The sequence below is a fragment of the Sporomusa sp. KB1 genome (assembly GCF_007830295.1).
In the GTDB taxonomy this organism is placed as follows: domain Bacteria; phylum Bacillota; class Negativicutes; order Sporomusales; family Sporomusaceae; genus Sporomusa.
In genome coordinates, this window is sequence record NZ_VLKC01000002.1 from 469,583 (window position 1) to 494,862 (window position 25,280).

A 25,280-nucleotide genomic window follows, 5' to 3' on the forward strand; every position below is an offset into this window, starting at 1 on the left:
TGATACCTCGCCTCTTACTTATCGGCAAATTGCACTTGGTACAGCTTGCTGTACAGACTTCCTGCCGCCACTAATTCGGTATGGGAGCCGCTTTCGATAATTTGGCCTTTTTCTATAACTAAGATAACATCAGCGCGCTGTACGGTAGATAAACGATGAGCAATCACAAACGAGGTTCTGCCAACCATCAGCTTATCAAGTGCGCCCTGCACCAGTTTTTCACTTTCGGTATCAAGCGCCGAAGTGGCTTCATCCAGTATCAGTACACGGGGATCTTTGAGAATAGCCCGGGCAATGGCAATACGCTGGCGCTGTCCGCCTGAAAGCTTGGAGCCGCGTTCACCAATCTGAGTATCATATTTTTCAGGCATTGCCATTATAAATTCATGGGCATTGGCAGCTTTGGCCGCTGCAATCACCTGGTCTTTATTAGCTGCAAGATCGCCATACAAGATATTTTCATATACCGAGCCGTTAAAAAGAACTGTCTCCTGTGGCACGATACCAATTTGCTCGCGCAAGGAATTCAAGGTAACAGTTTTAATATCATAACCATCAATGGTAATACGGCCTGCCGTTGGGTCATAAAAGCGGGGAATAAGGTTGGCAATCGTAGTTTTCCCGGCGCCACTGGGTCCAACAATAGCAATCATTTGTCCGGCCTCGGCCACTAAGGATACGCTGTTAAGTGCCGGTTCACCTGGTTTATAAGAGAAATCAACATTTTCAAAAGCTACTCGCCCGGTAATGCGCGGCAACTCCTTGGCTCCTGGCAAATTTTGAATTTCAGGCACCGTATCAAGGACATCGAAAACGCGCTGCGCCGCGGCCAAGGCCCGCTGGATGTTGCCATACACCCGGCTCAGGCGTTTGATGGGGTTGCTGATGTTAACCGCATAGATTAAAAAAGCAATCAGCGAGCCTGCTGTCAGGCTGCCGTTGATGACCTCAGTACCGCCATACCAGATGATAATGGTAATTCCAATAGCGACCAAAAATTCTACAACCGGGGTCAGCGTAGCCATGATTTGCGCCGTTTTCATTTGGGCGCGGAAGTTGGAATAGTTTTCGCGATTAAAGCGTCCGATCTCGTAGTCTTCCCGGACAAAGGATTTAATGACCCGTACTGCCGCAATGGTCTCCTGCAGAACAGAGGTAATATCTGCTGCCCGTTCCTGCATGATCCGGCTGGAAACGCGAAGACGTTTACCAAAAATACTAATGGCCTGGGCCACCAGCGGTAATGCAATAAAGGTCAACAGCGAGAGCTTCCAGTGCAGGTAGAACATGGCAGCCATGGAGCCAAGCAGTGTCATGCCTTCGGTAAACAGTTCAATCACACTTTCAACCAACGCATTTTGCAATGCGGCCACATCATTGGTAATATGGCTCATGATAGCTCCTGTCTGGCGTTTTTCATAATAGGATAGGGATAATCGCTGCAAGTGGCGATATACGGATTCCCGGATGTCTATAATGACCTTTTGTCCAATAAAGGACATCAAATAGGTCTGTCCGTAAAAGAAAACACCACGCAACAAATACACCATTACAATGCCGATGGCAATTTTGTTGAGCATGTCCATATCTTTGGAAGCAAGGACACCATCAATTACATCCTTAATTATCCAAGGCACGTACAGGTTGGCGCCGGAAGCAACTAAAATGCACACAATGGCCAGTGCAAAGCGCGGTAAATAAGGACGTATATAGCTGATTAACCGTAAGTAGAGCTTCATATAGTTACCTCTTTTTTTCTGCACGCTACTTCTAGGATGACCTCTGCGACCCGTTTCACGGCACCGGTTTGACCAAGCTTCGCTTTTACTTCAGCCAAGTCTGCCTGCGTTTGGGTGTAAACTTGACTATCTGTGAGGATTTTCAGCGTTTCGGCCGCAATGTTCTCTGGATTAGCGTCATTTTGCAGTAATTCGGGGACAATGCGGCGCCCGGCAATAATGTTAGGTAATCCGATATTAGGTATTTTAACCAAAAACTTGCCTAAAAAATAGGTAAGCGGAGCAAGTTTATAAATAATGACCGTAGGCGCCCCCATGATAGAGGTCTCCAGGGTCGCTGTTCCAGAAGCGGCTATGGCAACATTTGCCAAACCCATTAGATCATAGGTATAATCGGTTGTTAAGGTAACAGGCACTTGGTAGCTGTCTATTATATCTTGCAGTATTTCCCGGGAAATTGTCGACGCTATGGGTAAAAAGAATTGACAGTCCGGCAATTTTTTCAGTATTAACTGACTTGCACCCAGCATTACCGGCAGTAGTTTGACAATTTCCTGCTGCCGGCTGCCTGGCATTAACAGTACAAGCGGCCGGTTTTGCTCGGCTTTAAAGTGTTGATAGGCCTCTTCCTGAGTCATAGCCGGTCTTACAATATCTACCAGCGGGTGACCAACAAAAGTAACATCCGCACCGGCTGCTTTGTATATTTCAGCCTCAAAGGGAAAAATGGCCGCAACTTTATCTACTGTCTCGGCCACCCCTTTGGCCCGGCTGCGCCGCCACGCCCACGCTGAAGGGCAGATATACGACACAACCGGAATCCCTTTTGCTTTTGCAATTTTTGCCAGACGCATGTTAAAGTCCGCATAATCAATAACAACAAGCGCATCCGGACGTTCTTTATCCATAAGGGCCGCCAGGTTATCCCGCAATTCAAATAGCTTTCCTAAATTTTTTACGACTTCCACTAACCCCATAATTCCCTGACCGGCAATATCATAGTCTACTCGTACGCCTGCAGACCGCATGGCTTTGCTACCCATTCCAAAAAGTTCAATATCTGGCTGCAAAAGCTTGAGGGCGGCCGCCACACTGGCGCCATGCATATCACCTGAGGCCTCGCCGACTGAGAGCATGATTTTCATGGTGTCCTCCCTATTACATAGCAACGATGGTTATATTATTCATGTTAGCTAATTCAACAACTTGCTTTTTATCCACTAACAAGGTTTTGCCTGCTTCGACAACCAAAGCTACTGCCCCGGAGCCAATCATAGCCTTCAGGGTATCTGGCCCCACACTGGGAACATCAAAGCGGGCATCCTGCTGCGGTTTAGCAGCTTTTGCCACCACTGTACCGCCGCGGCCAAGGTCTCCCCCCCGCTTAATACAGGCATCGGTGCCTTCAATAGCTTCCACAGCCATAACTGCCTTATTTTTTACAACAACGGTTTGGCCAATATCCAAACCGCCAAGTTGACGCGCCATAGCCAGGCCGTACTCCATATCCGCCTGTTCCTCCGGAGTGGGCTGGCGGGTTGTAAGTACACCTGGCGACGGCATAAGCTGACGAATAAACTGTGTCTGGTCAAACACACCCACACCGGCTTTAGCAAATTCATGCACAAGTGCCAGCATGACAGTGTCATCATTCAAATCCGGAAGTTTGGCTAACAACTGCTGCATACGTGCATCCGGGCGCGCAGTGCCGCTGAAAAGGTGCTCCTTGGTAACCTTGCCCAGCATAGTAACTTGTTGTACGCCGTCTTGTTGCAGCAGACCAATCAGCTTATTCAATTCACCCAGGCCAACTGTGTGAAAACGGGTGACGGCTTGTTCCAGTTCTGCTTCCACCCCTGGCGCCACAGCTATGGCTATCACGTCAAAACCCATGCCGCGAGCGGCACGGGCAAATTCTACTGGTAACCGGCCAATTCCGGCAATTAATCCGATTATATTCATAATGGTTTCCCGCCTTATGTAGTTGATGCGGCACACTGCCGCATCAAGCACTGTTATCCTACACTCTCTTTACTTTAATTGACCAATTGAGTATAAAAAAGCGCCGTATCAAACGCTGTTAGTATACAACTTTATGTCGCTCTTTACCTATAGGTTTTGCTGAGTAGCATTTACCTATTCACTCCTAATTATCTGATTCCCTGCGTCCACGGCAAATACCGCGTTCTGCGTTGCGCAGAAACCGCAGCATATGCTCGACTTCTTCACAGGCGTCCAGTTCCTGCTCCATTACGGCAATGGCCTGGGGCAGGCTAAGGCCGGAACGATAGAGCGTTTTATAGGCTTTTTTCAAATTGCTGCGAGCAACTGTGCCTACACCGGCGCGAGCGATACCAACACTGTTTAGGCCGCAAACTTTAGCCGGATGACCATCAACAATTACGAAAGGCGGAATATCTTGTACAACCTTGGAAGCGCCGCCAATCATAGCATTCCGGCCAATTTTAACAAATTGATGCACACCAGCCAAACCACCGATAACGGCACGATCCTCTACAATTACGTGACCAGCCAGGGTTGCAGCATTTGACATAATTACGTGGTTGCCAACAATACAGTTATGCGCAACATGGGTATAGGCCATCAGTAGGCAATTAGAACCAACCCGGGTTTCTTCCCCTTCGCCAGTAGCGCGATTAACTGTAGCAAATTCACGGATTTTGGTATTATCCCCGATAAACACGTAGCTTTTTTCGCCACGAAATTTCAAATCCTGTGGCTCAGCGCCGATAGAGGCACTGGGATAGATTACGCAGTTTTTGCCAATACTAGTCCAACCGTCAACCACTACGTGAGCGCCAATTTGCGTACCGTCTCCTATGAGCACATTCTCGCCAATAACGGCATAAGGCCCGATTTCTACATCTTTACCAATCCGGGCATTAGGATGGATTACTGCAGTTTCATGTATTTTATGCAATGGTATTACCACCGATTCCGGTTTCATATCAAAATCAACTCCCCACTAGAATTAGAACTATATAAGCATATTTTATATGTCGTTTATTGTTATATATATTCCGACTGGACAGTCGAAAAATGACATGCCGATTTTAGGCAAAATAAAGCTATACTCTCTAAAATACGTACATTACTAGCATTTATCAACCATCTTTAAGTGTTTATATCCGTTTTTCGATCATTATACTGCTGTAAGTGCAAACAAAAATTCGGCTTCTGCCACAACCTGACCGTCAACAGAGGCTTGTGCCCATAACTTGCCGATTGAACCGCGAAGTTTCAGAACCTCAGCTTCCATTCGGAGCTGATCACCAGGCGTAACCGGTTTTCTGAATTTAACCCGCTCCATTCCCCCAAAAACAGCCAGCTTGCCACGGTTTTCCTCAGGATATAGCATAGCTACACCGCCAACCTGAGCCATAGCTTCCAAAATAAGAACTCCCGGCATAACCGGTTTTTGCGGGAAATGTCCTGCGAAGAAATATTCATTGATGGTTACACTTTTTATGCCTACCGCCCGTTTCATTGGTTCAAGTTCAATAATACGGTCCACCAGTAGCATAGGATAACGGTGCGGAATAATGGCTTGAATCTCTGTTGCTGTCAAAATCATCTAGGAAACGCCTCCTCAACTCTTCATCACATACTTGCTTTTACAATCTCTTTGGCCAATGCCGTATTAAGCGCATGACTTGACTTTACGGCAATAACATGACCGGCAATACGGCCAGCTAGTGCCAAATCGCCAATTACATCTAAAATTTTATGCCGGACCAGTTCATCAGAGAACCGCAGCGGCGTTAAGCAATTTTCATCATCGTATACTACTACATTGTCCAGGCTGCCTCCCAAAGCCAAGCCCTGGGCTTTGAGAGTCTCTACCTCGTGCATAAAACCGATGGTACGAGCCGGAGCCAGTTCCCGGGCGAAAACTTCAGGAGTTATTTCATAGTCACCAAACTGAACACCTAACAGTGGGTGCGGGTTAATTGAGGTAAAGGTGATGCGAAATCCATCATAAGGTAAAATAGTAATAAATTTTTCAGGATACCGCACTGTTATGGCTTGTTTAATAATAATGGGCGGACGACGCAGTTCAGAGAGTACCTGGGTGCCTGCTGTTTCAAATAGTTTAAGAAAAAGCAATGAACTGCCGTCAGCTACCGGTGGTTCCACAGAGGAAATTTCCACCAGACAGTTGTCAATGCCCATAGCGGCAAATGCAGCCAATAGGTGTTCCACGGTAAAAACTTTGGCCTCGCCAGCTTCTAGCGTAGTTGCCCGCATGGTATTGGTTACGTTGATTGCCTTAGCCGCAACACGAGGTGTACCAGTAAGGTCAGTCCGGGCAAATACAATGCCACTACCGGCAGGTGCCGGGTTCAAAGCAATGGTTACATCCCGCCCTGAGTGCAAGCCGATACCGGTATAAGTTACGCGCGAAGCTACTGTGGTTTGGCGATCCATAGGTTTCCTCCTGAGTTGTCTAAGTCCAATTAATTTTACAGGATATTGAGATTTTGTGCAAGTATGTTAGTGAACTTAAGGAAACGAATCGTTATGCAATACGTTTACCAGCCAGAGTACGGGCACTGGTATTTAGTTGGTACTCAATAAGTTCTTTATACTGACGGCCAACGTGAGAAGCCGGATTAACAAACACTTGGCTGGGAATGCCCGACTCTACGATGGTGCCTTTTTCCATCAGCACAATGCGGTCGGCTACATGTAGTGCAAAAGCAATTTCATGGGTCACCACCAGCATGGTGGCCGCCCGGTATTTGGCCAGTTCTTCCATAACGACAAGAACTTCTCTTACTAACATGGGGTCAAGGGATGCAGTAGGCTCATCCCACAACATGAGTTCTGGTTCAAAGGCCAGCGCCCGGGCAATGCCTACCCGTTGTTGCTGCCCGCCGGACAGTTGCTCTGGTTTGTGGTCTTGCAACTGTTCCATACCTACTTTGGTCATGGCAGCAAGCGCCTTGTCATAGGCCTCTTCTTTGGTTTGTCCCCCCATGACTAATCCCAGCATGACATTTTCAATCGCGCTAAGACGATTGATAAGATTAAAGTGCTGAAATACATAGCCAATACGTTTACGTACCTTTCTTAGCTCATCCTCCCTTACTTGGGTAATGTCCAGGCCATCAAAAACAATCGAGCCACTATCTGGTTCAATTAAACGATTAATTGTCCTGATGGTTGTTGACTTACCACAACCTGACGGCCCCATGATGACAACAGTCTCACCAGGTGCCACTTCCAGGCTAAGGTTGTTGACAGCTACCAGACTGCCAAATTTTTTATACAGGTTCTGGATGGTAAGCATACTGCTCACCTCCATTCTAGTCATATTACTTAAACTTTACCTTACGTTGGTTCAACTTTTGCATAAGACCTGGACGGCCGCTGGGGATAACAATCTCTCTCATGACTTCGTCGAGAGACAGTCCCAGTGCCTCACCGGCCATAACCTCTTCGCCTGCAATCGGGCTAATCTTTTCAGTATAGGCAGCCACTATCAAGCCAAGCAGTGCACCAATAACAGGCACCCCAATCCAAGGCAGGTACGGAATACCACCGCCAGCGAGAATGAACATGGCTGTCAGCATCACGGCACCTACGCCCATACCATAGCGGCGCTCCGGTGCAGTAAAAGCTCCTGTCATACGCTCTATTACTTTGCGCCAGCCTGTGGCAGGCAGCTTTTTTGCTAAGCGCTTACGGCGAATAACAGTCATGATCGCTGTGTGGTCCAGTCCCAGGAACAAAATGGTGATAATGATGGCCGTCATGCCTGCCAATACTCCTCTTACTTCATTAAGCACCTGGTATAGCTCGCCACGTGCGTTGGGTTCAATTACACCCAAAGCGGTCGAGTAGAGCGATACGTTGTTGTTACCGGCCTGTGCATGAACAATAGGGGCCACAGCCTCTGTGCTAATGCTGCTTGTTGTCAAAATCTGAATCCTGGCACCGGGAATAACTTGTCCGGCGATAAATTTATCCAGTAAGGTAACTGAATGACTGATTTCGTCATCTTTGAGATTAGGCACAGCACTTGCCAGATATTGAACCTGAGCTGTAATCATGGGCACATTAATTTCCTGCAACCCATTAAGGCGGGCATTGGCATCTGTCAGTCCCCGTTTGGCTCCCTGCGCATCAAAAGCGCGCAAGGTACCAAGTGTTGTTTCTCCATTTGCAACAATGTTGTCAATGGCTGACTTAGCCTGGCGGGCATTGGCTGCCACACTATCCAGGGAGGCCAAGCTGGAGCTTAAACTGCCCAGATTTTGCTGTGCCCCTGTCAGAGTGCTGATAGTCGAGTTGACATCACCATTGAGCAACTTCAATACCTGCAGGCTAGTAACCAAACCGCCGATGTTACGTGAGGAGCTGTCAAGCTGATAACGGATACCGCGGGTGTCAATACCAGCCAGAGCACTGGTAGCAGCCTGAATGGTACCACCTGCCACCTGCAAGCTTGATAAAGTGCCTGCTAATGCGTTCACACTGCCGCCATAGTTATCAAGTGCACCCAGGGCAATGCCGCTCAGGCTTTTGGCATCTTGGGCAAAACCGGGAATTTGTCCGACAAGCTTACCTGTCTCGCCTAATGCATTTCCCAGTTCCTGCCGTGGATTTTTATAGGTGGCGCTAGCGGTTTGCGCTCCAACTACCTCTTTTTCTAATTTATAACCTGGTGTGCTGCCTAACTTGGAAGCATCACCCTGAGTAATACGGCCTTCTGCCATGCCATTGGCAAGAGCAGCTGTGATTTCCACAATTACATTACTTTTTTCCGGTGCTTGTCCAGCTTGTGGCAGCTGCGCCGCCTGACCTTGAAAGACAACAATATCCCCTTTTGCCAGTTTAGTACCGGCAGCCGGGGTTAGCGTGACTTGGGAAGCATAGGCTGACAGGAACCGTTTCAATTCAATCATGGTGCTGACCATATAGGTCATATCATCATTTTTGCCGTCAATTGATACATTCTGTGCATATTCCAGGTGCAGATCTTTTTGCATGGCTTCTGAAATACCTTCACCCAGACGTACTGGATTGGCTGGTTCACTACCTACCGGAAAGGTAATTTCAATAACTTGATAGTCTTTTAAAATATTCTTGATACTGTTACTTACAGCTGATGACTTATCCAGTGAAGTTAAAATAACGCCAACACTGCTGCCATCACGGAAAGCGAAACGAACCCCCTCCATTTTCATGATACGCTCAATCAACATGTTTTTCGCACCGTCTGGCACGCCGCGAATATTAAGGCGTGGCTCAGTCATCATACCGACACTGCCACCGCCGGGGATGCTGCCAAAGGTTTTCGACAGATTTTCATAAATTTCTTTGGTTTTATATTGGTCAGGCAGAGTAACATAAAAAAACGATTTGCCGGTAACTGTCGGTCCTTGACTTACCGTGCCGCCTGGGAACACCTCGGCAACAATCTTGTTCACCTGCATGGCGGTATCGTCTTTCATTTCTTCCCTGACTTGAATTACTAAGTCATATTCACCATAGTCACCCACAAGGCTAGCGAGTGTTTTCGAAAAATAGGCATTAGCGGCCATGGAGACCGAACTGGACACCAATGAGCCGATAATTACACTTACGGTAAGCAATAGTACAATATCTCGTTGAATAGAATCCTTACATATGCTTCTAATTGTTCTCATTATTTTCATTTTCAACATACGTTTTCGTCACCCCATTTCTGGAGTACATTATAACACATATATCAGTTTTATGTAAATAAGTATATCAAATTTAACGTATTACTTATATACATTTTTAGATTATTTTCTTTACTAATGAATGATTTGCCTGTTTCTGCTGCCTAAAAAAGCGAGCTTGCCCCGCTGTGCTATCATCACAACGACCGGGATCGTAGTACCGTTTCCCATTACAGTCATTGTGAGCACCAACGTGGCAATCTCGCTTTTCCTACATGCAATATTTATCTTTTAAATCAGGCGGAGCCGTCTTCCAACGGTTGTGCAGCCAGAACCATTCCTGGGGATGCTGTCTGATATGCTGTTCAATAATTCGGGTCAAGTGCTGGGTAGTATTGCGAATATCCTCAGTACGATCCTCTGTTTTAGTTACCAGGATAGGCGGGTGAAGGATGGCGATGTGGGTACCATCGGGGTTCTCGGTGATAAAGGCCGGAACTATGGGAGTGTTACCCAGTCTGGCCAGTGCGGCAGCCCCTTGCGGCGTGGAAGCCATACGCCCGAAAAACTCTACAAATACACCATCCCTGTGATTGTCTTGATCCATTAACAAACCGATAATTTTGCCTGATCCCATTAGCTTGACCATTTCCCGCACTCCTTGCTTATAGGTGACATGCATACCGGCTTTAGTACGATATTCATTAATAAAGGTATCCATGGCGGCATTGGTCTGACGCTGGACTACGGCCACTATAGGAAATCCATGCATGGCCAGTGCTGCCCCTAAGAGCTCCCAATTACCACTATGTGCGGTAGCCAGTACAGCTCCCCGTCCCATAGTAAGCGCAGCTTCAAGATGCTCACTGCCTCTAAGGGTGACATACTTATTAATGTTGTCTTTGTTCAGTCTGGGCATGTGGAGTACTTCCATAAACATCGGTCCAAAACGAATTCCACTGCTTTTTGCAATGGTTTCTGCCTGCTCCTCAGTAATTCCAAGACTGCGGCTGATGTTGTCAATGGCCATCTTCCGGCGCTTTTTTGATACTAGTGGCCAACAAAGCCTGCCAATAACCATACCCAGATTACGCCGTAAAGCTCGCGGCAAAATACATACAAAACGGCTTATTGTTTTCACCAGGTAGTACAGCATTCGCTGTCCCTCCTTTTAGTAGGTAAAGCTGGCACCAAAGTACGTCTGATGCTCGCGACGGCCAACATCTAATTTGAGGCCAGGCACTACTGCCATACGCGCGCCATAATTCATGTCATTGCCATCCCATTCAGCGATCAGCGTTGTTGCCGGAAAAACGTTGTTGCCAGTAAGTATGCCTAGCGGGTTAATGGTCTTTTCCACGGCAGCAAATACACCATCATAGCGGCCATTGCCAATACCGGCATGAATACGGAATCCGAAAGGCAATGCTTTGCTGGCAGATACATAGGCTGTGCGCTTGTCTAAATTGGCAATATCTTCAACGCCAATAGCCACACCAGGGGTTAAAACGGTTTCCGGCACCAGACCATACTTGGCATTAACATAGGTGTGATCTTTACGACCAGCGTCGTTATCATAACGAAAGCCTGCTGCACCAACTTCCAGTTTGCCAGTCAAATTCATAGTAACGGTACCAACACTACCATCTTTTAAATGATGGTATCCCAAAGAGAATTGCCCCTCCTGCAGGACATCGGCCGAAGGAGTATTAATAAGGCCTGTTGAGCCATTGACAGAAGGTGCTGCGAACACAGGCGACGCCGTCAATAAAAAGGTTATAGCCGCAAAAATTGTTTTTTTCATGCTTATTCTCCTTAATAGAAGTGTGGTTTTATGGTACGAGTTTATATGTATTCCCCATCAGGCTCCCAAATCCTGCTTACCAGGGCAGCATAATTTATGGAAGTGAACTTGTTTCAGCATAGCTGAAACATCGGCGGGTTCAGGTGGGGAGTCAACCCCACCTGAACAAACGCCGCCTGCAGAGGCGGTAGTCTTAACTCGCCGCAAAAGATAAAAAGAAACGGTTATGGTGTAATCATTTTGAATGATACACCATAACCGTCCTCGATATTCCCGCTTACTTAGGTTCCAGTTGAGCAAGTCTTTGTTCAAGTTTGCGGATTTTTTTGACTAGTTCCGGCAGGTGACCGATGGCGGCTTCGGAACGCAGCCATTCCTGGTGTGGGCGGGCAGGAAAGCCGGCACAGAAGGAATTGGCTGGAATATCATTTATTGGTGCGGTACGGGCGGCAAATACACAGTTGTCGCCAATGGTTATATGCCCGTTGCAGCCTGATTGTCCGGCAAAGGTAACGTTATTGCCGATTTTGGTGCTGCCGGCAATGCCTGTCAGGGCCACAAAGAAGCAATTTTCACCAGTTACTACATTGTGAGCCAAATGTACCAGGTTATCAATTTTGGTACCTTTACCAACAATGGTACTGCCGGTTGTGGCTCTGTCCAAACAAGAATTGGCACCAATTTCAACATCATCTTCAATGATAACATTTCCTACTTGAGGTACTTTTTGGTGGCGGCCACCGACGGTGACAAAACCAAAGCCATCGCTGCCGATGACAGCACCGTTTTGAACAATAACCCGGTTACCGATGTGACAGGTTTCACGTACGGTGACATTGGAATAAATGATTGTATCATCACCCACAGTCACATCCCTGCCAATATAAGTATTGGAGTAAATAATGGTATTATTGCCGATTTGAACATTATCTTCAATGACGGTATGGGCCATAATGGCCACCGCTGTTCCCAGTTTTACATTCGTCCCAAGGATAGCGGTCGGATGGATACCAACAGGTATCGCCGGTTTAGGAGTAAGCAAAGCGAGTAATGTGGTAAAGGCCATCCGGGGGTTAGTTACCCGGATAGCCGGCTTGGGAAAGTCTCCCATTGTATCAGGAATGATTACCGCTGCGGCAGCGCATTGAGCGGCTTTGTCAATATGAGGAGGTACAGCAAAGGTAATGTCACCAGGGCCGGCATCCTCAATGTTTGTTATACCGGTAACCTCCCTATCAGCGTCACCAATGACTGTTCCGTTAACCAATGCGGCAATCTCAGCTAATGTTTTTTTCACTGGACGCCTCCATTTATTGCATTTTCTGAATAACGGCATCAGTTATATCTGTACCGCCTGTGGCTATACTGTTTTTATAAAGTACAACGCCCATCTTTTTCTCTTGGCTTACTTGCTCAATGGCCTGTTTAATATTGGTGTCAATCTGGGTTTCCAACTCTTGTTTGGTCTTTAGAAATTCACCATAGGCAGCTTCCTGGCGTTTTTGAAATTCTTCTGCACTGATACTGGCTTTGTCTTTTTCCAGTTGGTCACTCAATTCTTTGCCTTTAACATTAAGCTGGTCTTGAAACTGCTTAATTTTTGGGCTGTCAGACATAACTTTGTTTACATCAAGAACACCAATGGCCGCCTGACCGCTATTACAGCCTGCAAGTGCCAAACCGGCAACAAAAACGAGTACTAACACCAGGACAATTCTAATTTGTCTATTCATGATAAACTCCTCCTTTGGAACCATCATCACTTAATTATAGTATATGCACGCAAATTATTTCTTAAACGCGGCAATCACCGCGTTAGTAATATCAACAGCCGTACTATTGACTTGATATCCTGTCAATACAGTGTCCAGGCGACGTTCAATTGCCACTTTGGCCGTTTTATCACGGATATCATTTAAAATAGTTTCTTCAAGCACATTGATTTCCTGTTGTTTCATGCCCAGTTGCTGCTCTAACTGCTTATTAGCTGCCGCTCCATCCGGGGGGGTAATTGCCTGGGCTATCGGGGCAGATATATTGGCAGTTTGAGCCAGTGTTTTGGCATTGAGCTCCGCATTTACTTGTTGGGCATAGGCAGCAAGTTCCTTCTCAATAGCAGCTTTTTCAGGAGCTAGCAAAGCATCTAAGCTTTGGCCCAACTCTTTTTCTTTGGCGGCCAGTTTATTGGCTTGCTCTGCTTTCAATTCATCCAGGATCTTGCTTTCTTCAGCCGTTTGTTTTTCATCTAGCCGGACAGTTTGTAATTTTAGCTGTTGATTAAAAATCTGTGGCCGATATTCCTTATCCAGTTCTTGGGCATAGGCCTTAAGCTCAACCGCTAGTTCACCATGGACTTTATCAGCTTTTTTGACAAGCTTAGCCTGCAATTCTTGTTGTTTTGCTGCCATTTTGACATTAAATTCCTGTGCAGCTGCGGTTTGGAGTCCGTCAGCCACACTGCCTTGCAGATCCATGACTGGTGCTTCTGTGGCATTACGCGCTTGATTAACTTGCCCGCTTAGTTGTTGGCGAAGGGTGGCTGCCTGTTGCTTGAGTTTTTGCCACTCCTGATATTTAGGATGAGCATTTATGGCCTTATCCATGTCAATTACGCCAACTTGCGGTACTTCGGGGGGCTTGGTTTCAGGTGTCGCCGAACGGGAACAACCTGCAAAAAGAACAGTACTAAGGATCAGGATTACCAGAAACCGTATTGGTGTTGTTTGCTTTTTAGTTGTAAACACCAAATCACCCTCTCTAGTGTTAAGGTTCAGGATTACAGGCTTGTTTATGGTAAGGCTAAAGCCGAGCACAGACTAAACCGGCTCGGCTCAATTTATACCGGAACCTTATATTATTTACCGGTAATTTTTTTGCTAACATCCTCTGTCAGATCCTGGGCACCATAAACTACGTTGCCGACATCAAACACGACAGCGATTCCTTTGGCATCAGCTACTGCTTTGATGGCCGCATCTACTTTGTCCTGAATTGGTGCAAATAACTCTTGCCGTTTCAATTCAAGGCGTTGCATAGTTTGATTGTAGTATTCTTGTTTTTCTTTGTCTGCCATATTAGCAGACTTGGTTTCAAAGTCGGTTTTAGCCTGCTCTACTTCGGTTTTCATGGTTTCTTCTGCTTTAGCCAGATCAGGATGCTGTTGCAGCAGTAATGACCTGTTTACTTTGCCGATATTAGATGCAGTACCGGCACTAGCCGCATGGCCTGTACCAGCTTGAGAAAGCGCCAAACCAAAGACCCCCAGCAAGAATACTGCAGCTATAGTAACAGCAACAATTTTAGCATTTTTTTTGTTTTTAAACATTTTTTACCCTTCTTTCCTGCCACTTGGCAATAAAATTTCTCCTCCACTTACCAATTATAACAGGCCCTACCCTATTCAGCAAGCCTACAAATTGGCGATCAGTCTAAGCCAGTTTTCCTTTTCAGTAATAACATATTCGGCACTTAGAAACTCATGCAGCTTATATCTGACCCCAAATTCGTAGTAATCAGCTTTGGGCGTGTCTTCCAGCCGAATCATCCAGTTGGGGCCAAGGTTGTGATTAAGCCATAGGATACTATCATGTTCTGAGATATTGTACCTTAGACCGGCTAGCGTATTTTCTGTAAATTTATGGCCCCAACCTGGTTCAAACTCCCACTCCATGCTATCAGGGGCAAATTTAATTTCCATAAAAGCCTCATCCCGCTTGCCGGTAAATTTACCAAAATGAAGTTTCGCCATCGTATTATCTTTCTCTCGCCCCATATCCAAACTGCCTTCGAGAATTACCCGGTATTTGGTAGTTTCGGCCTGAAGTGTTATTGCAGTATCAACGCCGGGATTTATAGCAGGAGTTAATAGCAAGCCATACTTTTTAACTACGGGATGCTTAGCCGCCGTTTTTTGTATCTCAGTAGTAAAATACTCTTTATGCCGCTCCACAAAAGCTACCGGCAAACCACGCAGCATGTCCGCCGCTTTGCGGACAGGGGGCCTGGCCTCAGCCAGCAAGATATTGGGAATGGTACTTGAGCGCAGGGAAAGTTCAACATTATTAATTGTTGGTCCTGTGGGAATTAGCGAAAGTTTGATACTCGTATGCTGCCCGGCAGTAATCTCAAGATTACTGCGAAATTCCGGCAGTTCGGTTGCCAACAATTCGCGGATAACCGTCTTGGATATTCCGCCTGCCCATTCTACTGAGTCTACAGGCAGACCAATCAAAACATCGGCAGCTTGATCTTCTATCTTACCCATGTCGTTTTTGATTACTGTCATTACCTCAGGTGAGAGACCACCGATGTCAATTTCAAGAGAAATGTCGCGCACGACATCACCCCAGGGTCTTACTGTCACTAAAATATTGGTGCTGGTACCTGGAGTTAATTTAACTTGCTCGACTGTATAACCAACGAGTACTCTGTTGAATATATCCCTGACAAGATCTTCATAGTTGGCTTGATTTGTCTCTACATCAATAAGGGTTCGCCCAACAAGAATCTGTTCTCCTACTGTCATAATACTTGCGGTCATTCGCTTGGCAATTCTGGCAGGAGGCGGCTCAGCAGCCGCAACAGTTACCACGATTTTATCCACTGTCTCAGTTGCAGCTAAGCCGGTTCCCGGCCAAAGGCTCAGCAAGGTAATAAAGCTGAGAACTAGGAGTATCTGGCGTGGACATTTTCTGCTAATAACTCGCACCTCCCTCTTAGTAAATGAGTCAGGCCAGCGGCCTGACTCATTAGCTAACATGTTTTAGAACTGACCACCAAAACTGAAGTGAGTACGTCCACCCTCATCGCCTTTAGCAAAGTCGATACGAACCGGCCCAATTGGCGTTGTCATGCGGATACCAACACCAACGCTGCTTTTTAGGTCATCAAGTTTGTAACCGCCACCAGTCCAGGCATTACCAATATCAGTAAATACTACACCCTGAATTTTGCTAATAACCGGGAAGCGATATTCGACAGAACCGGCAAGCATCTTGTTGCCTTTGTATTGTTCATCCTCATAGCCACGGAGTGTATCGGCGCCGCCGACTTCAAACCGGTTTGCATCCGAAATATTACCGTCAGCATAACCGGCCGTGAGACGGGTAGCGATTACGTGGTTAGGCCCGACTTTGAAATATTTACGTCCTTCAAGAGTATATTTGTTGAAATTAAAGTCGCCGCCCAAACCGGCAAATTCGGCTGACAGGGAGTACCGTGCTCCCTCAGACGGAGCAAAAACGTTATCCCGCGAGTCAAACACTCGCATTAACGTAACGCTGCGGGTCAGGCCATAGTTATCTTTAAGATATTGGTTATGCTCCGCAGTCCCGTCTAAATAGTTTATAGGTCCACTTTCATATTCTTCATAGGTGTCTTTACGGTTTTTAAAGGTGATATAATTTTGAATATACTCACCTGACGGACGGCCCAGGGTAATGTCAAAACCTCGACGGTTTTTGTCATAGGTTGTCTTCTCAGTATCAGTACCGTCATAGTAATCCGTATACTCATTGGTCAAGTCGTATACGCTGAAACTCAGCGAGGTTTGTTTGCTGTCAAGCCAGGGGCGGGTAAAGCTAACTTCATAGTTTTTGTCGCTGGCACCGCCAAACTCCCAGTGAAATTTGACTTTGTCGCCACTGCCCCTGAAGTTGTTGTCACCTACTTCAATAATACCAATCATACCATCAGATTTGCTGTAACCGCCGCCGATGGAAAAGGTACCTGTTTTCTGCTCAACGACTCCTGCCTCAAGCACAACAGCATTCGGCTCTTTACCAGGATTAAGTTTCATGTTAACATCTTCAAAATAACCAAGGTTGTACACTTTTTGCATGCTGCGTTTGGCATCCTTTACATTGAAAGGTTCGCCTGGCTTGACTTTCATTTCACGGGTGATAACATTGGTTTTGGTTTTATCATTACCTTTAACAACAACACCTTCCAACACACCCTCACTAATGGTCAGTGTCAGTACACCAGCCGGGCTCATAGCCACATCAGTTACCTTTGCCAGAATATAACCCTGGTCATGGTAGTACTGTTCGATAGCCCGAACATTGGTGTTTAGGGTTCTGGTGTTCAAAATACTATCTTTGCTGGTAGTCACTAATTCTTTAATTTTGTCTACAGATACTTTGGTATTGCCTTTAACAACAATGTCGGCTAACTTTGGGTTTTCCATAACGGTATATACCACGTTGATGCCTTCAGGCACTTCATTGAAGTTGGCTACAACATCAAAAAAGTAGCCTAAATCGTAGATAGCCTGCATGTCCTGTTTAACTTTCTCGGCGGTTAAGGTATCCCCAGGCTGGATTTTTACCACACCCCTAACAGTGCTTTCGGCAACTTTATCAGTGCCGGTAACTGTTATGGAGGTAGCCGTTTTGCCTTCAATATTTGCTGCTGCATAAGCAGGCAGAACTAACGATGCGGTCATGCTTAAAACAAGCGCAGCAATAACAAAAATTCTGCAGCGTAGAACGTTCTTCATCTATTACCTCCTTATTTATTTGTTATTGACCTCGCAACGATTGTCCAGCTGTGCGGATTAGCTTGTTAATCTCATCCGTTGTCAGGGGAACTTCTTTGCTTTGGTCGGCATTAGAAGCGGATTTTTTTGGTTCTGATGGTTCCGAACCTTCATAAGCAGACTGTACAGTCTGCTTATGAGTTGCAGGCTGAACAGCTGCAACTGTTGTAGCTGCTGGCAGTGAGACAGACATTGCAGCCGGCGGAGCCTGGATGGAGTTTATTTCCACCGCCGGAACCAACTGTTGAGTCTCAGCTATTGGCTGTACTTCCTGTTGCTGGCGCCCTCCCCACCAATAACTGACGCCTACTCCGCCAACAGCTACCACCACAGCCAACCCCAAAGCCAGACTATGCCGCAGCACCGGATATTTGTACCGCCACTGCTGGGAACGGTTAACTTCCCTGGCATGGGTGAGTTCAGCCTGAGCTAAAAACAAGTTAAGCTCGCCGCGAATGTCTTTGTCTTTGTCAAAAGCCTGTTCAGCCTCTGAAAGCCATTGCTGTGCTGAGTTTAGATGCCTGTTAACATTTTGTTTACAATCCGCCACATTCACCACCCCTATTATAAACACTATTTATACTCCTGTGAAGAGGCCAGATTCTGGTCATTAGTAAACAGCCAAAAACGGATAAATGTCTAAATTAGCTTGTTGATAGTCGGTATTTCGAGTAGTTTCGACGTATTTGCTGAGTTTTTTGAGATTGTCGTTTTCTTTTCCCCCGGCGTGTTTGATAAAACACGTTACCTTACTTTCCGGAAACTGGCGAGAAATGTCAGCTGCGAGGCGCACCGGAGAAACGTGCAGCGCCGCGTACAAGGCGTACGCAAACAAGCGTTTCGAGGAGCAACACCGTCGCCTACGAAAATACTTTACGGCAGTTTGTGGCAGTAGTCTTGTTATAACAGCCCGTGCAGATGGGCGTTTATCGCCAGTTTCCTACCAGTTGCCCATTAGCTTGGACAACATCCCTCGCAAGCGCCTAATTCCTTGTTTTTGCAGACGATAGATATGTGATAGGCTTACCTCCATTGTAGCCGCTAACTCTTTGGGCTGACAGTCATCAAGAAACACGCCCTGTAAGACCTGCTGCTCTTTGGCTGGCAGACGATCCATGGCCGTTTTGAGTTGCTCGACAAGGTAGTTCTGCTCTACTTGTGCAGCTACCTCAGCCTGAGCATCAACTAACAAGTCAGCAATTGTTGTCTGGCTAACCCCCTCGGTTAGCGGGCTATCGATATGCAACAAGCTGCCGTCTTCACATTTCAGGTGATTAATAATCCGGCCCTTGATGCGATGCACAGCAAACAGGCTAAAAGCGACCCCCCTGGTATGGTCATATTTTTCAACAGCTTCAATGAGTCCTACTGTCCCTTCCTGAATACTATCCAGCATCGCCGGTTCAGGCAGACGCCAGCGCATGGCTGTTTTAAAAACCAGGGGCTGATAGCATTCGATAAGGCGGCGGCGACTTTCCAGGCTGCCGTCCACCTTATAGCTCTGCCACAAGCTCTGTTCTTCTTCCGGCAGCAAGGTTTGAATATTTTTCAGTTCTGCCAAATACTGACTGAGAATCATGGTATCCACCCTTTTTAGAAATTAGCTCTTGTCTCAATTATGAATAGCCCATTATTCGTTCCCCCAAAGGTTCCTCCGACGGAAAAACGCTTGTTCAAGTCATAACGCAGACTTACACTATTTTTTTTCTGATCAAGATCCATGGTATAACTTAGTAGTAGCTTATCTGTTAGATACTTGCCTATTTCCAGGTTGTATCCCTGGAAACTGCTATCGTTATTATCTTGACTGTCCCGAGTGCTATAGGTATCAAATACTGAAGATTTTGCCAGACGAAACTCATCAACCCCCAAAGCATTTTGCATGGAATTCTCTATCTCGGCAATAAAACGCATCTGCAAGCCAGCATTTAGCAGGCTGACTAACTGATCATGGCCTAACACACTATCATGTCTGGCCTGACTATTCGATTTAGAAAAATCGCCGCCGCTGAGCGTCAATATTGACATAATTTCCTGCTGGCTCATATCCGGGTCAGAGGTTAAGGTAAGGTCCATCGCCGTAGCAGGGCCATTGATCACCAGATCGATACGTGTTCGTTGCAGTTTGGCGTTAGCCTTTAACTTAATTATCGGTATAATCGAATTGTATTGGGTAAATTCGGCACTGCCACTTTCAATGTTAAAACGGTTTGTCAGGTATTTTACCGTACCGCGCCTTGCTTCTATGCGGCCAGCGGCTCGCGGCTTTTGTAATGTACCGGAAAACTTCACTTTACCCGCGGCCCGGAAATCATAGAGATAGGGATTATACATCCGGACTTTATCGCCAATGACTAGCTCGACATCCAGCCCGGTATCCCAATCAAGCTCACCGCCTTCAGGCACCGCCGGTATATTAACGGTGGCATCTTCAATGGTCAGTTTCCCTGATAGTTGCGGTTTTCCTTTTTCACTAGTTAATGATACCACACCATCTAGCGGTCCGGCAAAGTATTTGTGTTTAATTCCCAAATGATCCAATCGCAGCATGAGGTTGTAATTATCAAGCGCTAAGCCATTTAGACGGGCAGAACCGTTTAAGGCATAGGAACCGCCCCCCATTTGTCCATCAAAGTCATTTATAGTAATTGTATCATCTTGAAACTGAATATCAACCCCTACATTTTGGATGGGTTCATTAAGGTCGGCCAATTTAATAGTGCCCTTAACTACTGTTAGCTTACCATTCAAAGTAGGCTGAGCCAATGTGCCGCCAACACTGATTTCACCGGTAGTTGGACCAGTAGCCCAGGCCACTTCTTTGGTCAGCATCGGCAGTATCCTTAGATCCGCGTTATCAAGGCGCAGCTTCAGATCCATTCTATCGGTTATATCAGCTTTGCTGCGGCCTTGGCTATTGAGGGCTTTTAACGGTATTACGCCATAGGCGCTTGCTTTATAAGGTCCGCGCGCCAAAAACAGCTGATTAACATGAATGCTGCCTTGCTTATAGATGAACAACCCGTAAAGATTATCAAATTCAGCGTTAGCAACACTCCCGTCTTTGATCTCTAACGATACGGCTACATTGGGATCGGCTGTTAGGCCGGTAGCCTGGGCATTAAAGCTAAATTTCCCTTTGGTCTCAACAGTTGTATCAAACAAGGCCGGTAAAATTCCGGTCTCAATATCGCGACCACCAAATTCCATATCAATAGCCCCGTTCAGATCGGCCTGCCCTCTGGCAACCAGTATCCCATCAGCCCCTTGTTTACCCATAAATTTATTGATAGTAATAATCTGGTTGGTAAGCTCAGCATCAATGTCAATACTGTCAAGTGAATAGTTTTTGATCTGGCCGCTGGAGATGGCGCCGCGTAATAGCACGTCGGGATTGGTTATGCTGCCATTTAAGGCGATTTCCCCGTTAAGCCGGCCGCGAATACCTCGCTCCGGTATATTGGCTATCGCCAAAATACCGGCCAATTCACCATTTTCCACCTTGAGCAAGCCGTCAATTTCTTTTGTATTTAGATCAGCAGCCCCCGCAAAAACATAGTTGCCAGTACCTTGAGCAAAATGAAGTTCCTGGATAGTAGCGTGTCCGTCTTGATACGTTAAGCGCGAAAAAATGTTCTTAACCTCCTGGCCGTTCAGCAGGACTAGCGGCGCTTCCAGTTGTCCTTCCAGTTTGGGGCTAGCCATAGTACCTGTTACTTGACCACTAATATTCACCTTGCCTAAAACTGGGTAAGGGTAATTTACCCGCAGTCTGCCAAGTTTTACATCTTGGGCGTTTACGGCAAAGTTTAAACTATTATCAGCTGCCACCGTACCTGATAGTTTTATGCTGGTACCCAGTGATACTATATCCAGATTATTGACAATAATAGCGCCATCTCTGCGTTCATAAGATCCCTCGGCTTTGGCAATAAGCTGACCGTACAGACTGCCTTGCGTCAATATAATTTTCCCTTGAAAGTTTGGATTGCTCAGCGGCCCTGTCAGGCTTAGCTCATGGTCCACATTGCCTGTTAATTTAAGTTCAGGCATAATCATTCTGGCAAATGTCTCAGCCCGGGCGGCGTGAGATATCACCCTCAGATTAAGCTCCGGCTCGAAGCCTGTCAACAAGATTTTGCCAGTAACTTCATGTCTGGCGGTGCCGTCGGTAAGGAGCACCTGATGCAAAGCTACCTGTTGGCAATCGGCTGTAAGCTTACCTGTAGCTGTTCCCAATAATTGTTCATTGGCCTTTAGGTTAGCAATATCGAAAGTAAGGGCGATGACTGGGGCAGCTGTTGTACCGGTAATTTCACCGTCAAATGCCGCTATTCCGGCAAAATTACTATTTTTCACAATAGCATCGTCAATATCCTGTAATGCTATCCCCTGGCCGCTGACCTTCATTGTCAGCTGTTCTCCCTGCAGCATGCCATTGGCGGCAACATAGCCTGTTGGCAGCGCTGCATTAAAGTATTCTACTGTTGTCTTATTGCCACTGCGTTCTATGAGAGTTGACATCGTATTGTACGGTATCCCATTGATGTTCCCTGCTGCCAGGGTCACAGCAGCCATACCGGCCATTGATTGCCAGTCATTGCCTTGCCCGCTGACAGAAAGATGGACTTTTCCCCGCCCACTTAGTTCCAGCGGCAGCTCTTGAACAGCAGCTGCATCCAAATTTTCACCAGCAAGCTGCAATTGATAGCGGCTGCTGACAACATCGAATTCTCCCTGCCCCTGTACCTGCCCCCCCAGCATACTAGCAGAAAAATTATCAATAGTAAGGATATTGCCGGCAAATCTGAGGTTTGCCTTGGCTGCTTGCAAGGAATAGTTGGCAACTGTCCCCTGGGCTGCGGTAACTTTAGCAGCCACAACCGGATCGCGCAGTGTCCCTGCAACCGTAGCGTCAAACTTAACAATCCCGGTAACTGGCAAATTTCCGTTAATGGCCCCTGGATCAAAACCGGGAGATCCTACCCTTAAATCGAACACCGGCTGATCACCAGCTATGCCGATTTTTCCAAACATAGTCACTGGCTGACTGGCAACAAGCGCATGACTGCCCAGTATGTAAACACTTTCATTAGAAAACATAACATCACCCTGCGCCTGCTCAACAGGTATACCTGCCACCTGGGCTGCAAGGTTATCCAGGCCGAATTTCCCTGCATAACGCAAGCCTGCAGGACTGTTGGTAACTGTAACCTCTACCTGTTTGAGCAAACCGGCGGTGAATTTGAGTTCTGTACCGGCAGGCACCAATGCCTGATAATTGGCTGGATTCAGCTGTTCTGCTTTGACTGTCAGCCATAGGCTGTTTTTGGTATTGTTAAGCGAGCCTTGTATTTTCAGTGGCGAGGCGTTATGACTGGCGGTCAAAATTGCATCAACGGTTTGACTCCCGTCGATAGTAAACTGACCATCAATCTTATCAAAATCCCATTGGCCTTTACGTGAATGGACTTGAATACTTGCCTGCTCTAAGACTACATTACCACTAAATTCCGGGCTGCCAGGCTTAGCGTCCTGCTTTAAACACGCCGCATTCCAGGTACCATCAGCTTCTTCTACCAATACAATTGTCGCTTGCGTAAGTGTGATTTTTTTGAGAGCATCTATGGCCGTCTGACCACGCAGCAAAGCAAGCAGGCTATAGGAAACAGTGACCTGCTTAATAGCCGCCATTTCCCGGCCTTGCTTATCAAATATCGTTACATCATCTACGGTAGCTGAAGTTAGTCCTGCCGTATGCAGTTGGCCGATTGTTACCTTGGTTCCCAACGAATCGGTCAATTGGGCAGCTAAGGTTCCTTCCAGTTCGGCAAAAACAGTCTGACTGTGGGTTGACCACCAGCCAAAAACAGCCAGCCCAACCATAAGTACTATTATAAATAAAGCAATTGCTTTGATTCGCATTGTGTGCCTCCTCGGCTTGTTCAGTACTGTTTATTTCGACGAAGCTGCTGCATCTTCCTTTAAAACCAGCTGGGAATTTTGCATTGGATAATGTAAAAAAAAGGTTGTTTTGACATAATTGTCAAAACAACCTTTTTTTACATTCCTAAATAAAACCTATTTTACTGCCATACCCATAGCCTTATTAAGCTTCGCACGACTGGTATTGTAGTCGTACAGGGCTTGTACATAATCGGTTTTGGCTGAGGTTAAGGCAACCTGGGAATCAATAACGTCAAGGTTAGTACCAACCCCGGCACTATAACGCACTTGGGCAATTTTATAGTCTTCTTCGCCTTTGACTACCGCTACTTTACTGGTCTCAATCCGCTTTTCAGCTTCCAGCATATTGAGATATGCCTGGCGGACTTCAAGCTGCACACTGTCTTTGGTTTGACGCAGCTGTTCTGTCGCTTTCGTAAATTCAGCCTTGGAACCTTTAACTTGCGCTTTGACTAAGCCGCCGTCAAACAGATTGTAGCTGGCGTTTATGCCGATCGACCAGGTGTTGTTTTCTGTCCCTGGAAAATCACTGTCATGCCACTTTTCGGATGCTGTGGCAGCTACTGTTAGCTTGTTGCCGCTTTCGGCTACTTTAATACTAGTTTTGGCAATATCGACATTGACCTGTGCCTGGGCTAAATCAGGCCGGCTGGTTAAAGCAACCTTAATGCAGTCTTCCAGCGATTTATCAAATTTTTGGTATTTCAGTTCATCTTTAACGATAAGTTCCGTATCAAGCGGCAAACTAATAATATTATTTAAGCTGGATACCGCAAGTTCGTAAGAATTTTTGGCTATAATCAGATTTTGCTCGGCATCGGCTTTTTCCACTTCTGAGCGCAATACATCAGTTTTCGCCACTGTGCCGGCATTATACTGGGCCTCTACATTCTTCAGATGCTCGGTGAGACGGTCTAAGGATTCTTCGCGAAGGGTAACCAAATTACGTGTCTGTAAAATACTGTAATACCCGTTTGTGGCATCCAGTTTAATCTGCTGCTGGGCGTTGGTTATACCTAAATCGGCGACCTTCACTGCCAACTTAGCCTTATCAATAGTACCTTCGAGCTTACCACCGGTGTATAAGGGCAGTGTCATGTCAATACTGTTGGTATAGAGAGTGGTTAAATAGTCCGGAACAGGATATTTGAAAATGTAATTTGAAGTTTCATTGTAAACATAAGTACTTGATGCCGCCGTCTTGTAACGACTAGCATTATGAGCTAAGCTTACCGATGGTGCTTTCCCCGCTTTGGCAACACTTACATCCCAGTTGGCTTTTTCCAGCTCTGATTCAGAAATTTTTACAGAAGGATTACTCTTGAGTGCCATTGCGACAGCTTCATCAAGCGTCAATTCTACTGGTGCAGCAAAGCCTGGAAGCGATGCCGCCATTAGCATCGTCCCTGTAAGTAAGGCTGATGCCTGTTTAACCCTACGACTGGATAAGATAAATTTTACCATAATCTTTATATGACCTCCTTGATGTGATCACGTGTTTCAAGTGCTGACTGTTTAGTCAAGCACTTATAATTATATGTCCACCCCCTGATGGTGTC

Annotated in this window: 21 protein-coding genes; all 21 read right to left on the reverse strand. The window is 46.3% G+C overall.

The features are described 5' to 3' along the window. Positions 1–14: 14 nt before the first annotated feature. Positions 15–1,739 carry an ABC transporter ATP-binding protein gene (locus SALPA_RS05980; protein WP_145090960.1) on the reverse strand — a complete coding sequence of 575 codons (1,725 nt, stop codon included), beginning with the start codon at positions 1,737–1,739 and terminating at the stop codon, positions 15–17. Next, on the reverse strand, positions 1,736–2,884 hold the full coding sequence (gene lpxB / locus SALPA_RS05985) for a lipid-A-disaccharide synthase (protein ID WP_145090963.1): 1,149 nt from the start codon (positions 2,882–2,884) through the stop codon (positions 1,736–1,738). Before lpxB ends, SALPA_RS05980 begins: the two co-directional genes overlap by 4 nt. A 13-nt stretch (positions 2,885–2,897) precedes the next feature. After that, complete coding sequence (locus tag SALPA_RS05990) at positions 2,898–3,701, reverse strand: LpxI family protein (protein WP_145090966.1); 804 nt, start codon at positions 3,699–3,701, stop codon at positions 2,898–2,900. Positions 3,702–3,885: 184 nt separating this feature from the next. Beyond that, complete coding sequence (gene lpxA / locus SALPA_RS05995; protein ID WP_145090970.1) at positions 3,886–4,707, reverse strand: acyl-ACP--UDP-N-acetylglucosamine O-acyltransferase; 822 nt, start codon at positions 4,705–4,707, stop codon at positions 3,886–3,888. A 195-nt stretch (positions 4,708–4,902) separates the two neighbouring features. After that, the gene (gene fabZ / locus SALPA_RS06000) at positions 4,903–5,334 is read right to left on the reverse strand and encodes a 3-hydroxyacyl-ACP dehydratase FabZ (protein WP_186450934.1); all 432 of its coding nucleotides are present in this window, start codon (positions 5,332–5,334) and stop codon (positions 4,903–4,905) included. A 26-nt stretch (positions 5,335–5,360) separates the two neighbouring features. Beyond that, positions 5,361–6,188, reverse strand: a complete 828-nt coding sequence (gene lpxC / locus SALPA_RS06005) for a UDP-3-O-acyl-N-acetylglucosamine deacetylase (protein ID WP_145090973.1) — start codon at positions 6,186–6,188, stop codon at positions 5,361–5,363. Between the two features lie 91 nt (positions 6,189–6,279). Further along, the gene (locus SALPA_RS06010; RefSeq protein ID WP_145090976.1) at positions 6,280–7,053 is read right to left on the reverse strand and encodes an amino acid ABC transporter ATP-binding protein; all 774 of its coding nucleotides are present in this window, start codon (positions 7,051–7,053) and stop codon (positions 6,280–6,282) included. A 25-nt stretch (positions 7,054–7,078) separates the two neighbouring features. Then, positions 7,079–9,433, reverse strand: a complete 2,355-nt coding sequence (locus SALPA_RS06015; protein WP_145090979.1) for a hypothetical protein — start codon at positions 9,431–9,433, stop codon at positions 7,079–7,081. A gap of 250 nt (positions 9,434–9,683) precedes the next feature. After that, complete coding sequence (locus tag SALPA_RS06020) at positions 9,684–10,568, reverse strand: lysophospholipid acyltransferase family protein (protein WP_145090982.1); 885 nt, start codon at positions 10,566–10,568, stop codon at positions 9,684–9,686. Positions 10,569–10,583: 15 nt separating this feature from the next. After that, entirely contained in the window at positions 10,584–11,216 is a 633-nt protein-coding gene (locus SALPA_RS06025; RefSeq protein ID WP_145090985.1) for a YjbH domain-containing protein, read from the reverse strand. A 57-nt stretch (positions 11,217–11,273) separates the two neighbouring features. Further along, positions 11,274–11,528: a hypothetical protein gene (locus tag SALPA_RS30185; RefSeq protein WP_222427887.1), complete on the reverse strand. Its 255-nt coding sequence runs from the start codon at positions 11,526–11,528 to the stop codon at positions 11,274–11,276. Then, positions 11,494–12,513, reverse strand: coding sequence for a UDP-3-O-(3-hydroxymyristoyl)glucosamine N-acyltransferase (gene lpxD, locus SALPA_RS06030; protein WP_145090988.1), 1,020 nt, complete (start codon positions 12,511–12,513; stop codon positions 11,494–11,496). The genes SALPA_RS30185 and lpxD overlap by 35 nt, the downstream gene beginning before the upstream one ends. A 13-nt stretch (positions 12,514–12,526) precedes the next feature. Continuing rightward, complete coding sequence (locus SALPA_RS06035) at positions 12,527–12,949, reverse strand: OmpH family outer membrane protein (RefSeq protein WP_145090991.1); 423 nt, start codon at positions 12,947–12,949, stop codon at positions 12,527–12,529. A 54-nt stretch (positions 12,950–13,003) separates the two neighbouring features. Beyond that, positions 13,004–13,960, reverse strand: a complete 957-nt coding sequence (locus SALPA_RS06040) for a molecular chaperone Skp (RefSeq protein WP_145090995.1) — start codon at positions 13,958–13,960, stop codon at positions 13,004–13,006. Between the two features lie 110 nt (positions 13,961–14,070). Then, on the reverse strand, positions 14,071–14,541 hold the full coding sequence (locus SALPA_RS06045) for an OmpH family outer membrane protein (protein WP_145090998.1): 471 nt from the start codon (positions 14,539–14,541) through the stop codon (positions 14,071–14,073). Between the two features lie 84 nt (positions 14,542–14,625). Continuing rightward, positions 14,626–15,975, reverse strand: a complete 1,350-nt coding sequence (locus SALPA_RS06050; RefSeq protein ID WP_255450890.1) for a hypothetical protein — start codon at positions 15,973–15,975, stop codon at positions 14,626–14,628. 3 nt (positions 15,976–15,978) lie between these two features. Next, positions 15,979–17,715 carry an outer membrane protein assembly factor gene (locus SALPA_RS06055; RefSeq protein ID WP_145091001.1) on the reverse strand — a complete coding sequence of 579 codons (1,737 nt, stop codon included), beginning with the start codon at positions 17,713–17,715 and terminating at the stop codon, positions 15,979–15,981. A gap of 22 nt (positions 17,716–17,737) precedes the next feature. Next, positions 17,738–18,328 (reverse strand): hypothetical protein, encoded by a 591-nt coding sequence (locus SALPA_RS06060; protein ID WP_145091004.1) that lies wholly within the window; start codon positions 18,326–18,328, stop codon positions 17,738–17,740. A gap of 366 nt (positions 18,329–18,694) precedes the next feature. Then, the gene (locus SALPA_RS06065) at positions 18,695–19,333 is read right to left on the reverse strand and encodes a sigma-70 family RNA polymerase sigma factor (RefSeq protein ID WP_145091007.1); all 639 of its coding nucleotides are present in this window, start codon (positions 19,331–19,333) and stop codon (positions 18,695–18,697) included. Positions 19,334–19,347: 14 nt separating this feature from the next. Beyond that, positions 19,348–23,679 carry a translocation/assembly module TamB domain-containing protein gene (locus SALPA_RS06070; protein WP_145091010.1) on the reverse strand — a complete coding sequence of 1,444 codons (4,332 nt, stop codon included), beginning with the start codon at positions 23,677–23,679 and terminating at the stop codon, positions 19,348–19,350. A 156-nt stretch (positions 23,680–23,835) separates the two neighbouring features. Then, positions 23,836–25,185 (reverse strand): TolC family protein, encoded by a 1,350-nt coding sequence (locus SALPA_RS06075; RefSeq protein WP_145091013.1) that lies wholly within the window; start codon positions 25,183–25,185, stop codon positions 23,836–23,838. Between the last annotated feature and the right edge of the window lie 95 nt (positions 25,186–25,280).